11 protein-coding genes are annotated in these 12,500 nt (G+C 55.0%); 5 read left to right on the top strand and 6 right to left on the bottom strand.

The annotated features are described in order from the left end of the window. Positions 1 to 46 precede the first annotated feature (46 nt). Positions 47 to 724, top strand: a complete 678-nt coding sequence (fetA, locus tag FN037_RS06055) for an iron efflux ABC transporter ATP-binding subunit FetA (protein ID WP_138357967.1) — start codon at positions 47 to 49, stop codon at positions 722 to 724. Continuing rightward, positions 711 to 1,493, top strand: a complete 783-nt coding sequence (gene fetB, locus FN037_RS06050) for an iron efflux ABC transporter permease subunit FetB (RefSeq protein WP_142501740.1) — start codon at positions 711 to 713, stop codon at positions 1,491 to 1,493. Before fetA ends, fetB begins: the two co-directional genes overlap by 14 nt. Before the next feature lie 81 nt (positions 1,494 to 1,574). Here fetB and FN037_RS06045 read toward each other — a convergent pair whose 3' ends face one another. Genes FN037_RS06045 through tesA form a run of 3 tightly spaced genes read right to left on the bottom strand, consistent with a single transcriptional unit; the run spans position 1,575 to position 3,914 of the window. Then, positions 1,575 to 2,429, bottom strand: a complete 855-nt coding sequence (locus tag FN037_RS06045; protein WP_138357963.1) for a co-chaperone YbbN — start codon at positions 2,427 to 2,429, stop codon at positions 1,575 to 1,577. A gap of 59 nt (positions 2,430 to 2,488) precedes the next feature. After that, on the bottom strand, positions 2,489 to 3,298 hold the full coding sequence (locus FN037_RS06040; protein ID WP_171034785.1) for an SDR family oxidoreductase: 810 nt from the start codon (positions 3,296 to 3,298) through the stop codon (positions 2,489 to 2,491). Beyond that, positions 3,288 to 3,914, bottom strand: a complete 627-nt coding sequence (gene tesA / locus FN037_RS06035; RefSeq protein ID WP_138357958.1) for a multifunctional acyl-CoA thioesterase I/protease I/lysophospholipase L1 — start codon at positions 3,912 to 3,914, stop codon at positions 3,288 to 3,290. The genes FN037_RS06040 and tesA overlap by 11 nt, the downstream gene beginning before the upstream one ends. Here tesA and ybbA point away from each other — a divergent pair. Beyond that, a complete protein-coding gene (ybbA, locus tag FN037_RS06030) occupies positions 3,882 to 4,568 on the top strand; it encodes a putative ABC transporter ATP-binding protein YbbA (protein ID WP_138357955.1) in 687 nt (228 codons plus the stop codon). The genes tesA and ybbA overlap by 33 nt on opposite strands. Further along, complete coding sequence (ybbP, locus tag FN037_RS06025; RefSeq protein WP_142501739.1) at positions 4,565 to 6,979, top strand: putative ABC transporter permease subunit YbbP; 2,415 nt, start codon at positions 4,565 to 4,567, stop codon at positions 6,977 to 6,979. Before ybbA ends, ybbP begins: the two co-directional genes overlap by 4 nt. A gap of 569 nt (positions 6,980 to 7,548) precedes the next feature. Here the strand turns inward: ybbP and mnmH are convergent. From mnmH to purE, 3 genes are all read right to left on the bottom strand, one after another. Next, the gene (gene mnmH, locus FN037_RS06020; protein ID WP_185929221.1) at positions 7,549 to 8,634 is read right to left on the bottom strand and encodes a tRNA 2-selenouridine(34) synthase MnmH; all 1,086 of its coding nucleotides are present in this window, start codon (positions 8,632 to 8,634) and stop codon (positions 7,549 to 7,551) included. A 193-nt stretch (positions 8,635 to 8,827) separates the two neighbouring features. After that, on the bottom strand, positions 8,828 to 9,895 hold the full coding sequence (gene purK / locus FN037_RS06015; RefSeq protein ID WP_142501738.1) for a 5-(carboxyamino)imidazole ribonucleotide synthase: 1,068 nt from the start codon (positions 9,893 to 9,895) through the stop codon (positions 8,828 to 8,830). Continuing rightward, entirely contained in the window at positions 9,892 to 10,401 is a 510-nt protein-coding gene (gene purE, locus FN037_RS06010) for a 5-(carboxyamino)imidazole ribonucleotide mutase (protein WP_138357946.1), read from the bottom strand. Before purE ends, purK begins: the two co-directional genes overlap by 4 nt. 601 nt (positions 10,402 to 11,002) lie before the next feature. Here purE and FN037_RS06000 point away from each other — a divergent pair. Beyond that, complete coding sequence (locus FN037_RS06000) at positions 11,003 to 12,487, top strand: bifunctional UDP-sugar hydrolase/5'-nucleotidase (RefSeq protein ID WP_171034783.1); 1,485 nt, start codon at positions 11,003 to 11,005, stop codon at positions 12,485 to 12,487. The last annotated feature ends 13 nt before the right edge of the window (positions 12,488 to 12,500 follow it).

Raw genomic sequence — 12,500 nt, 5'->3', positions numbered from 1 at the left:
AAACTGGAGTAAACTGGCACCGTTGTGGAAAAAAACAGGAACAATAATGACGGAAAGTGACGCTATTTTGCGGCTGGAGGATGTGGGGTTTCAGGCTGACGATGCCGTTATCTTCACGGGGATCAATTTTCAGCTCAGGGCAGGGGAATTTAAATTGATTACCGGGCCATCGGGTTGTGGGAAAAGCACCTTATTAAAAGTTATCGCTTCACTGCTTAGTCCCACCTCCGGCAAGATTTTTTTCGCCGGTAAAGACATTACCACGCTATCGCCGGAAGCCTATCGCCAGCAGGTTTCCTACTGTGCGCAAACGCCGGCGCTGTTCGGCGATTCGGTGTATGACAATCTGATCTTTCCGTGGCAAATCCGTCATAAACAGCCGGACCCGAAAGCGCTGGTGGCCGATCTACAGCGCTTTGGTCTGGCGGAAAATCTGCTGGAAAAACCGATCGCTGAACTTTCGGGCGGGGAAAAGCAGCGCGTGTCGTTGATTCGCAATCTGCAATTTTTACCGCAGGTGCTGCTGCTTGATGAAATAACCAGCGCACTGGATGAAAATAACAAAAACAATGTGAATGAGATTATTCATCGCTACGCGAGCGAGAAAAATATTGCCGTACTGTGGGTGACCCACGATCAAAATGAGATAGCTCATGCGGATGATGTGATGACGCTACAGCCTGCTGGCGGGAACGCGCGCGAGGTTAAAAATGAACGGGCATAATATTACCAACGGATCGCTGGCATTATCCATGGTACTGGTGCTGGTGGCGATTGTGGTGAGCTACCGGGAAAAACTGGCGCTGGAAAAAGATATTATCTGGAGTATTTTCCGGGCGATTTTGCAGTTGCTTATCGTCGGCTACGTTTTGAAATATATCTTTAATGTAAATCACGCGGTGCTGACGTTGTTGATGGTGCTGTTTATCTGTTTTAACGCCGCGTGGAATGCGAAAAAGCGTAGTAAATATATCGATAAAGCGTTTATCTCTTCGTTTATCGCAATAACCACTGGCGCTGGGCTAACGCTGGCGGTGCTGGTTATTTCCGGGTCGATTGCTTTTGTGCCCATGCAGGTGATCCCGATTGCCGGGATGGTGGCCGGAAACGCGATGGTGGCGGTGGGGTTGTGCTACAACAATATGGGGCAGCGTTTCAGCAGTGAGCAGCAGCAGATTCAGGAGAAGTTAAGTCTGGGCGCGACGCCGAAAATAGCCTCCGCAAGGCTGATTCGGGATAGCATTCGGGCAGCGTTGATTCCGACGGTTGATTCCGCGAAAACGGTTGGTCTGGTGAGCTTACCGGGGATGATGTCGGGGCTGATTTTTGCCGGAATTGACCCGGTGAAGGCGATAAAATATCAGATTATGGTGACGTTTATGCTTTTATCCACCGCCAGCCTGTCGACGATTATCGCCGGGTATCTCACCTACCGGAAGTTCTTTAATGCGCGTCATCAACTGATTGTGACGTCATTGAAAAAACGCGAGTAAGCGTTACCCTGGCTATAAGCTCTTCCTCTCCCTTCAGGGGAGAGGACTGGGGTGAAGGCGCGCAACCGGCGTTTTTCGCGATCAGTACAGCAGGGAATAGAGTTGGCGGCGGTACTTCGCCGCCAGCGCGTCGCCGGTGCCGAGCGCGGAGAGGATCTCCTGGAGCATCTTGCGCACCTCGCCGTTTCCCGCGCCTAAATCTTTTTGCAGGTGGCTGAACAGCAGCGCCAGCGCTTCTTCGTTGCGCCCGACCTGATGCAGTTGCAATGCCAGTTGGGAAGCCAGCATTGCGTCTTCCGGATTCTGCTCCACCTGCTGCTGCAACTGCTGAATTTCCGGCGTATCGGCTGCTTTCCTGAGCAGTTCAATTTGCGCCACCAGCCCCTGATAATGAGTATCCTGATCCTGTAATGGTACGGTTTTCAACACCGTTTCCGCTTCATCGGAACGCTGCAGAGCAATCAGCGTTTCCGCCAGCAGAAGGCCAATCTGGCTCTCCTGATTCGACAATTGCCAGGCTTCTTTCAGCAGCGGCAGCGCTTCGGTGTATTTCTCTTCCGCCATCAGCGCCTGCGCCTGCTGTGCTTTCAGTTCCTCTTCACGCGGCAGGTATTTATCCAACAGCGCGCGGACCGCGTCTTCGGGCTGCGGGCCTTCGAATCCGTCCACCGGCTGGCCGTTCTGGAACAGGTAAACAGTAGGAATCGCACGCAGGCCAAACTGCGAGGCCAGCATTTGCTCGGCATCGCAGTCAACCTTCGCCAGGGTAAACAGACCGTTGTACTGCGCGGCCAGGCTTTCCAGCACCGGGGTCAGCTTCTCGCAATGCTGGCTACGCGCGGACCAGAAATAGAACAGTACCGGTGCGGAGGCCGACTGCTGCAGTGTCTGGTGCAGGTTGGCTTCGGTAATAGTGACGATATTCTGTGCGGACATGAACGAATCTCTTTAGTCAGTATTTATGAATATATGGGGGCTGTGGTCGGCGCTTCAACTCATCCCTGAATAATTTTGTCCATCACGCGAGTCGGCAACAGGCGTTTAAGCAGGATGACCGCGTGGGTCACCAGGGTTACCGGATAGCGCAGTTTCGGCTTATCACTGGTAAATGCATGGCGCACTTTTTCCACCACCGCTTCCGGTCCGAGGGTAAAGCGGGCGGCAATACCGGGATTTTCCACCGGCTTATCGGCCTGCGTCTGGTTGACGTTGTTGGTAAAACGGGTGTGGATGGGCCCAGGTTCAATCAGGCTGACTTTAATTCCGCTGTGGCGCAGTTCCATGCGCAGCGCGTCGGACCAGGCTTCCAGCGCATATTTACTGGCGGCATAGGCGCCGCGACCCGGGCTGGAGATAATTCCCATCACGGATGACGTCATTACAATCCGCCCCTCACCGTGCGGCGCCATCGCCGGAAGCAGCCGCATCGTTAGCTGATGCGCGCCGAAAAAATTAGCGGAAAACTGCTGTTCCATCTGCTGGCGGCTGATGGTTGGCAGCGGGCCGTAGACGCCGTAGCCCGCGTTGTTAAACAGGCCGTACAGGCGATTGTCGGTCAGGGCGATAACCTCCTCGGCGGCGCGTTCAACGCTGCGCGGATCGTCAAGGTCCAGCAAAACACCGGTCAGGCCAAGCTCCTGCATTCGCGCAACGTCATCTGCTTTGCGGCAGGCTGCCAGCACATTAAAGCCCTGGCGTTTTAAATCAAGGGCGCTTTCAAGACCTATTCCGCTGGAACATCCTGTAACTAAAACCGATTTTTGCATAACTTTACCTGTAAACGACCCCCGGCTATCAGGAGTCATGATTAACTAAAGGAGCCAGACGCGCCGCCATCCAGTCGGCGATAAATGGCTGGGCGTCGCGATTAGGGTGAATGCCATCGTCCTGCATCCACTGGGGCTTCAGATAAACCTCTTCCATAAAAAAGGGCAGCAGAGGAATATCGAACTCTTTGGCCAGCGCCGGATAGATTGCGCTAAAGGCTTCATTATAACGGCGGCCGTAGTTGGCGGGCAGGCGAATTTGCATCAGCAGCGGCTGAGCGTTTGCCGCTTTGATATTCTGGATAATGGTACGCAGAGTCTGTTCCGTCTGCTGCGGCGGGAAACCGCGCAGCCCGTCGTTACCGCCCAGCTCGACCAGCACCCAGCGCGGCTGATGCTGCTTAAGTAGCCCCGGAAGCCTTGCCAGCCCCTGCTGCGACGTATCGCCGCTGATGCTGGCGTTAATCACCGACGTTTTGGTCTGCCACTTATCATTAAGCAGCGCAGGCCAGGCGGTATTGCCCGCCATGCGATAACCGGCGCTCAGACTGTCGCCGAGAACCAACAGCGTATCGGCCGCCATCGCGCGGCAGGTAAACAGGACCAGAAACAGGAAAGGCAAATGCCAGCGGAAAACATACTTGAAGTTCATCATCTTAAGAAGTCCGTCGGTCAGGGTGAGCATCTGCTTTCCATCCTTACCGGAGTTGAGCTGGTTGTCAAACAAGGGCAGACCATCGCGCTGATTGGCGAGTCAGGTTCCGGTAAATCGACGCTGCTGGCGATCCTCGCCGGGCTGGACGATGGCAGTAGCGGTGAAGTCTCGCTGCTCGGGCAGCCGTTGCATCAGATGGACGAAGAGGCGCGGGCGAAGCTGCGCGCTAAGCACGTTGGCTTTGTGTTTCAATCTTTTATGCTGATACCGACTCTCAATGCGCTGGAAAATGTTGAACTTCCGGCCCTGCTGCGCGGCGAGAGCGATAGACTCAGCCGCAGCAGCGCCAGGGCATTGCTGGAGCAATTAGGGTTGGGAAAACGCCTGAATCACTTACCTGTGCAGCTTTCCGGCGGCGAACAGCAGCGGGTTGCGTTGGCACGGGCGTTTAACGGTCGTCCGGCGCTGCTGTTTGCCGACGAACCAACCGGTAATCTGGATCGGCAGACCGGGGATAAAATCGCCGATCTGCTGTTTTCGCTCAATCGCGAACACGGGACCACGCTGATTCTGGTGACGCACGATCCGCTGCTGGCGGCGCGCTGTGACCGACGGCTGCGGCTGGTGGATGGTCAACTGCGGGAGGAAGCATGATTGTCCGCTGGTTCTGGCGCGAATGGCGCTCGCCGTCGCTGCTGATTGTCTGGCTGGCGCTGAGTCTGGCGGTGGCCTGCGTGCTGGCACTGGGATCGATAAGCGATCGTATGGAGAAAGGGCTCAGCCAGCAGAGTCGGGAATTTATGGCCGGAGACCGTACCCTGCGCAGTTCGCGCGAAGTCCCTGGGGCATGGATTGACGAAGCCCGCCGCCTTGGTTTAACCGTGGATCAACAGCTGAATTTCGCGACCATGACCTTTTCCGGCGATACGCCGCAACTGGCAGAGGTTAAGGCGGTTGACGACGCCTATCCGCTGTATGGTCAGTTGCAAACCCAGCCGCCTGGCTTGAAACCGCGGGCCGGAACCGTGCTGCTGGCCCCGCGCCTGATGGCGTTGCTGAATCTGAAAACCGGCGATACCCTTGATGTTGGCGACGCTACGCTGCGCATTGCCGGGGAGGTGATTCAGGAGCCGGATGCCGGATTTAACCCCTTCCGGATGGCGCCGCGGCTGATGATGAACACCGCGGATGTGGCGAAAACCGGCGCGGTGCAGCCTGGTAGCCGCGTCTCCTGGCGCTATAAGTATGCCGGAACCGCGCAGCAACTGGCGGACTATGAAAAGTGGTTGTTGCCGAAACTGGGGCCGGAACATCGCTGGATCGGCCTGCAGCAGGACGACAGCGCGTTAGGCAAATCGCTGCAACGCTCACAGCAGTTTTTGCTGCTTTCGGCGCTGTTAACCCTGCTACTGGCGGTGGCCGCGGTAGCGGTGGCGATGAGCCATTACTGCCGCAGTCGCTACGATCGGGTGGCGATCCTTAAAACTCTCGGCGCCGGGCGGGCGCAGTTGGGTAAGCTGATTGCCGGCCAGTGGCTGATGCTGCTGGCGCTGGCGGCGGTGGCTGGCGGAGCGATGGGCGTCGGGCTGGAAAATATTCTGCTGGTGATGCTTAAGCCAGTGCTGCCTACGGCGCTTCCGGCGGCGAGCGGCTGGCCGTGGTTGTGGGCGATTGGCGCGATGGTGGTGATTTCTCTGCTGGTCGGGTTGCGCCCTTATCGACTTCTGCTGGCGACGCTGCCGCTGCGGGTGCTGCGCCAGGATGTCGTCGCCGATGTCTGGCCGCTGAAGTTCTATATTCCGCTGGTGTGCGTGGTAGTCGTTGGGCTACTGGCGCTGCTGATGGGCGGCAGTCCCTTATTGTGGGCGGTACTGGCGGGCGCTGTGGTGCTGGCGCTGCTGTGCGGTCTGGCGGGGTGGGGCGTCCTGTGGTTACTGAAACGCGTGACGCTAAACGCGCTGCCGCTGCGTCTGGCGGTGAATCGTCTGTTGCGCCAGCCGTGGTCGACGTTAAGCCAACTGGCGGCTTTCTCGCTGTCTTTTATGCTGCTGGCTCTGCTGCTGGTGCTGCGCGGCGATCTGCTCGACCGCTGGCAGCAGCAATTGCCGCCGGAAAGCCCCAATTACTTCCTGATCAATATCGCGCCGGAACAGGTGGGGCAGGTGAAAACTTTCCTCGCCGAACATCAGGCTTGGGCGACTGAGTTTTATCCGGTCGTTCGCGCCCGTCTGACGCAAATTAATGGTCAGGATACGGAGGGCAATAAAGACGAAGCGCTGAACCGGGAGTTAAACCTTACCTGGAGCCGAGAGCGCCCGGATCATAATCCGCTGGTTGCCGGAAGCTGGCCGCCGAAAGCGGGCGAGGTCTCGATTGAAGAGGGGCTGGCGCAGCGGTTGGGGGTGAAGCCCGGCGATAATCTGACCTTTACCGGGGATACCCAGAATTTTAGCGCGAAAGTGACCAGCGTGCGCAAAGTGGACTGGGAGAGCCTGCGCCCCAACTTCTTCTTTATTTTCCCGCCAGGAGCGCTCGACGGGCAGCCGCAAAGCTGGTTAACCAGCTTCCGTTGGGATAACGGTAACGGGATGCTGACGCAGCTCAACCGCGCGTTTCCGACCGTCAGCCTGCTGGATATCGGCGCGATTTTGCAGCAGATTGGCCAGGTGCTGACCCAGGTAAGCCGCGCCCTGGAGGTGATGGTTGTGCTGGTGACCGCCTGCGGCATTTTGCTGTTGCTGGCCCAGGTGCAGGTCGGGATGCGCCAGCGTCATCAGGAACTGGTGGTCTGGCGTACGCTGGGGGCCGGTAAGTCTTTGCTACGCACCACGCTGTGGGCAGAGTTCGCCCAGCTGGGCGTGGTTTCCGGCGTGGTCGCGGCGATTGGCGCAGAAGTGGCGCTGGCATTATTGCAAAGCAAAATTTTTGATTTTCCGTGGTCTCCCGACTGGCGGTTGTGGGTGATGCTGCCGCTCTGCGGGGCGATACTGCTGTCGTTGTGCGGCGGCTGGCTGGGATTGCGTCTGCTAAAAGGCAAAGCGCTGTTTCGCCAGTTCACTCAGTAGTGGGATTGCGTGTAATTTGCCGCTATTGTGCCGGGGTATGGCGTGAGTCTTAATCCAGGTAACAGGAGTCGCTTTTTCGGTGGTTCTGGCGAAAATGGCATTTTTCGTTTTCACCGGGTTTGGCTTAGTGGCCTGTTCCGTTCACTTTGAGTATGAGGATATTATTCATTTTCATTGCGTGTGAACGGGCAGGGGGACGTTTCGCCCGTCCCCCTGCACCCCCGGCATTGCGCTGAAAACCTGCCGCTGCGCGGTCCGCTCCACTCCGGCTTCATCTGGCGGACCGGGCGGGACTCGACGTCCCTGTCTCGACCCGCCCTCTGGCCGCCGTCCTGGCGGCCAGTCCTGGATGCGCGCCTGCGTTCCCGCCAGGTTTCCTTGATGCGCCCAACCCCCTGCTGTGAGCCTGGGCTGAAACGGTTACTCCCCTGCGGCTGTGGGTTAAAATCTCCTGAGTTTTGCAACCGAATCGGGATTTCGCTTAAACCACCGATTAACGGAACCGCTCAGCCAGCCATCAAAATGGCTGACAGCCCCTTAACTAACCAGCATTAGGGCAACGGGGGAGATTATTGCGCCAGCCAGGCGGCGACCTCCCGCCAGTTACCGCGAAACACTATCTTCTCCGCTTTTTTGCCGAGCTGATAGCGGTACATCGGATCGTAATACTCGTTCAGCAGAGGAACCAGCCAGCTAAAATGCGCTTCGTTGCTGGCGGTACGCTGCTGCTCGACCAGCGCCTCGTCGAGCCGGGCGGTGAGCTGGGCAAAACGCTGTAATCCCAGACGGCGGCGAATGGCAAACAGGCCATGATGCAGATAGTCGCTGTACGCCTGCCAGCCTTGCTCTTCGCCATATGCCGCAATAAAGTCGTGATGCATACGTGTAAAATACTCTTCGCGCAAACGTTCAAGGCGGATCTCAAAGGGATCTTCCACTACCGCCAGCGGCGACCGATCCATGCGAATACGTAAGCTTTCTGGCAGATGATTGGCACCGATCATATGTCCCTCATCCTCCAGCACCCATCGCCTCTGCTGCGCTGACTTTTTGAGCATCGCGATGGCCAGATGGTTTTCAAATGTTGCCTGTTGATACTGCGCCTGTAAGGTACGGCCAAACGAGGAGCCGCGGTGATGAGCATGGCCTTCGAGATCGATGCCGTCAGGCTGAGCGCGGACCAACTGGGTTTTACCGTTACCGGTACAGCCGCCAATCAGCACAACAGGACGCTGTACCAGCTCTTCGGTGAGCTGAATCGCCGCCTGGCGCAGCGCCTTATAGCCGCCGACGATTAGCGGATAATCAACGCCCGCTTCCTTCAGCCACCGCTGCACGATATGCGAACGCTGACCGCCTCGCGCGCAGCACAGGTAGCCTTCCGGATAACGTGCGCAGGCGTCTTTCCAGGCAGCAAGGCGGCGGGCGCGAATCTCGCCATTAACCAACTGATGACCCAGCGCGATCGCGGCTTCCGGGCCCTGATGTTTATAGCAGGTGCCGACGGCGGCGCGCTCCTCATCGTCCATCAGCGGCAGATTGATTGCCGCAGGCATCGCACTTTGCCGGAACTCGACCGGAGCGCGTACGTCAATCAGCGGCGTATCGCTGGCGAGAATCCGTCGAATATTCTGTGGTGATTGCACTAATTCCATTATTCAAACAAGCCATTAATCAATTCAGACGCGTCGCTCGACGCGATAACCCGCCTATTGTACGCGGTGAGAGGCAGGCCGGATTGATTTTTCACGATGAATTGCTCAATAGCATCAGGGAGTCGGGATTTTCGGGGGCAGGAATAACCCGGCGAGGGCGCAACGCGCCGCAAGCCGGGATGATGGTCGCAGATTACGCCAGCTGCGCCTGCGCCCAGAATACACCGCTGGCGTATTCCGGCGGCAGCAGCGGCTTCAGCGCTTCCAGCGTCGCGCTCAGGCGATCGGTATCGCTGTCGGTCAGGTTCAGGTGGCCGACTTTACGTCCCGGACGCACCTCTTTGTCGTACCAGTGCAGATGCACCAGCGGTAGCTTCAGCCAGTCATAGTTGAGATCGGTACCGATCAGGTTGATCATCACCGACGGGCTGTTGACCACCGGCGGCGGCAGCGGCAGATCGGTAATCGCCCGCAGATGAAGCTCAAACTGGCTGATGGACGCGCCGTTCTGCGTCCAGTGGCCGCTATTGTGCACGCGCGGCGCCAGTTCGTTAATCAGCAGACCATCAGCGGTGACAAAACACTCCATCGCCATCACGCCAACGTAGTTAAGCGCATTCATAATCGCCGACAGCATCTGTTCCGCCTGCGCCTGCTGGCGGGCGTTGGCCTGCGGAAACGCAACGCTGGCGCGTAAAATACCGTCCTGATGCAGGTTGCGGGTCAGCGGATAGAAGACCGTGCTGCCGTCCCGGGCGCGTGCGCCGACCAGCGATACTTCGCCGGAGAAGTTAATCCCCTGCTCAACGATACACTCGCCGTAGTTATCATCCGGCAGCTGCGCGGTTTCATTTTCCCGCAAACGCCACTGACCGCGGCCATCATAGCCGCCGACGCGGCGCTTAACGATAGCCAGCTCGCCGAGACGGGCGAATACCGCCGGCCACTCGCTTTTCTCCGCCAGAAGCTGCCACGGCGCGGTAGCGAGCGCCAGCTTATCGAACAGCTGCTTTTGCGTCAGACGGTCGGCGATAACCGGAAAAACGTCGCGGTTGACGAAGGCGGAATGACGCGCCAGCTCGCGGGTCAGCGCCGTTTCCGGCCAGCGTTCAATCTCTGCGGTAATCACGCTTTGCTGTACCGGCACCGCTTCCGGGTCGGCTTCGAGACCGACCGGCCAGACCGCGATACCCAGCGGTTCACCAGCCTGACGCAGCATCCGGCCTAGCTGGCCATTGCCGAGAACGCAAACCTGTTTCATGCCGCACCCCGCGGGTCCGGGTTATCCAGCACTTCATCGGTTTGCGCCTGGCGCCAGGCGCTGAGGCGCTGGTGCAGTTCCGCATCATGCCGGGCGAGGATCTGCGCCGCCAGCAGGGCGGCATTGGCGGCGCCGGCTTTACCGATCGCCAGCGTGCCCACCGGGATACCGCGCGGCATCTGGACGATGGAGTAAAGGCTGTCAACGCCGCTCAGCGCCGCGCTTTGTACCGGTACGCCTAAAACCGGCACCAGCGTTTTCGCCGCAATCATGCCCGGCAGATGCGCCGCGCCGCCCGCACCAGCAATAATGACCTGGAAACCGTTCTCTTCCGCGTTTTCGGCGAAGCTGAACAGTTTATCGGGCGTGCGGTGTGCTGAGACTACTTCGACATGGTACGGAACGTTCAGGGCATCAAGGATTTCTGCGGTAAACTGCATGGTAGCCCAGTCGCTTTTGGACCCCATCACGATGGCGATACGCGCCGAATTATTGCGGGAAGACATGCGTCTTAAAACTCCTGTGGGTGTGTTTCACACTGCTTTAGAGGCCACAGAGAATAGCATGATCTTGCGGTCAGGAAAACGGTTGCGTGCGCGCGGATAACCGTCTTTTGTCTTATCTGTATCTGATGAAACACGCCAGTTATGAGCGGTGGCCGCGCTGGCAAAAAAGGTAAAAACCAGCCCCAGGAAAGTATGGGAATGCTCATCATCAGCATTTGTATTTGCGTAAAGCGTTTCTTATATGGCGCGTACAGACAGAGATAAATCGCGTAAAATTAGATCCCGATAATAAAACCGCAAACTCCAGTACGGTCAGCGAGCCGAAGGAGATAACTACATGACTGGATACGTGACTGAATTCTCAACGCGTCGTTAACAACGATAAATTCTGACTGATAATGTATACAATGACTATGCACGATAATGGATTTGTATCCTGAATAAATTGGGGCGTATATATAGACTAGGTTAATTTATTAATCTGGCGGATTTTATTATGCGGAATGTCTCTGGTGTTATTCATTTCTTGAATATACCTGAAGCATTTCCCTGCGACTCGATTTTTTTAGGGAGAGTCAGTAATAAACTAAGGATTAAATATATGAGAATGCTTTTATCATTACTGTTAATGTTTTCGTCTTGTTTTTGTTGGGCGGGTGAACGCAATAAAACAATGACAATAATTCATACCAATGACACACATTGTCGAGTCAGTGAAGATAAGAATGCCATTGGCTTTGCGCGTATTAAAACATTGGTTGATACGATTAAAACAATTAATCGTAATGTACTGGTTGTCGATGGTGGTGACTTTATTCAGGGGAAGTTAATTTGTAGTATGGATAAGGGTGACACTATTGTCAATATTATGAATGAAGTAGGGTATGATGCTGCGGTAATTGGAAATCATGAATTTATTTATGGCCAAAGCCGCTTGCAAACATTGATGAAAAAGCTGAATTATCCACTACTGGCCGCAAATGTTAAGTACGATAACGGGCAGGATTTTACCAGGAATTTTATTATTAAAGATATTGATGGCATTAAAGTGGGCATTTTTGGTGTGTCAACCCAAACGATTACCGCAAGACCGGAAAATATTGCGGGTGTGAAATTACTTGATCCTGTTGCGATCGCCAAAGAAATGGTGCAAAGCTTACAAGCTGAAAAGGTAGATGTGATTATTGCGCTATCTCATCTCGGGCTAAATAAAGCCGATCGTAATCATTCGCAAAAATTAGCGGAGGAAGTGGCGGGTATTGATGTAATTATTGATGGACATAGTCATACCGCTCTGGAAAAGGGACAGGTTGTCAACGATGTGTTGATTGCGCAAACGGGTCATAGAACACATAACCTTGGAATTGTTAATCTGGAATTTGTGGATGGGAAACTTAATCATAAACAAGCCGCTCTGATTAATCATCAGTTAGCTTCTCTAGTTAAAAAGGATCAATCTATTGATAAAATTGTTCAACAAGCCAATGCGCGAATAGACACTGCTTACTCTGAGGTGATAGGAAACGCCAGTGAGAAACTGAATGGCGATCGCTATGATGTCAGAAGCCGTGAGACGAATCTGGGAAATATGCTCAGTGATATGATTCGTGAAAAAGCAGGAACTGACACGGCTATTATTTTTGCCCCCTTAATTAGTGCTTCAATGGGGCCCGGAGAAATAACAAAAAAGGATCTGGTTAATATTTTGACCGAGGACTTTGATATTGTTAAGGTTGAAATTAAGGGAGCAGATTTACTGACGTTATTAGAAGCGGGATTAAAAACGTATTTTCAGCAGGTGTCGGGAATACGCTTTAGTTATGACTCGACACGACCATTAAATAAACGAATAGTTGGTGATGTGTTAATTAATGAAAACGTTATTGATAAAAATAAAAACTACACCCTTGCGCTGGTTGACTGGCATTATGAAGAATCTAAACATGCTGACTCTCTTTATCATATTATTCAACAAGCGCGATATATTGAAAGTGTAGGATCGATGAATGCTTTATTTGAAAATTATGTTCGTCAGCATTCACCATTGCGTTATCACGAGGATGGTCGGGTAACGAAACTAAGATAGGTGACAGAGCCTC

The organism is Klebsiella sp. 2680 (assembly GCF_900198535.1).
Classification (GTDB): domain Bacteria; phylum Pseudomonadota; class Gammaproteobacteria; order Enterobacterales; family Enterobacteriaceae; genus Klebsiella; species Klebsiella indica.
The sequence above is the reverse complement of the archived record's forward strand: the minus strand, read 5'-3'. Positions and strand labels throughout refer to the sequence as shown.

Bases quoted from the DNA above. Each gene is read 5' to 3' on its own strand.
- fetB (WP_142501740.1), top strand. From the start codon at position 711: ATGAACGGGCATAATATTACCAACGGATCGCTGGCATTATCCATGGTA.
- tesA (WP_138357958.1), bottom strand. From the start codon at position 3,914: ATGATGAACTTCAAGTATGTTTTCCGCTGGCATTTGCCTTTCCTGTTT.
- fetA (WP_138357967.1), top strand. From the start codon at position 47: ATGACGGAAAGTGACGCTATTTTGCGGCTGGAGGATGTGGGGTTTCAG.
- purE (WP_138357946.1), bottom strand. From the start codon at position 10,401: ATGTCTTCCCGCAATAATTCGGCGCGTATCGCCATCGTGATGGGGTCC.
- ybbA (WP_138357955.1), top strand. From the start codon at position 3,882: ATGCCAGCGGAAAACATACTTGAAGTTCATCATCTTAAGAAGTCCGTC.
- FN037_RS06045 (WP_138357963.1), bottom strand. From the start codon at position 2,429: ATGTCCGCACAGAATATCGTCACTATTACCGAAGCCAACCTGCACCAG.
- mnmH (WP_185929221.1), bottom strand. From the start codon at position 8,634: ATGGAATTAGTGCAATCACCACAGAATATTCGACGGATTCTCGCCAGC.
- FN037_RS06000 (WP_171034783.1), top strand. From the start codon at position 11,003: ATGAGAATGCTTTTATCATTACTGTTAATGTTTTCGTCTTGTTTTTGT.
- ybbP (WP_142501739.1), top strand. From the start codon at position 4,565: ATGATTGTCCGCTGGTTCTGGCGCGAATGGCGCTCGCCGTCGCTGCTG.
- FN037_RS06040 (WP_171034785.1), bottom strand. From the start codon at position 3,298: ATGACTCCTGATAGCCGGGGGTCGTTTACAGGTAAAGTTATGCAAAAA.
- purK (WP_142501738.1), bottom strand. From the start codon at position 9,895: ATGAAACAGGTTTGCGTTCTCGGCAATGGCCAGCTAGGCCGGATGCTG.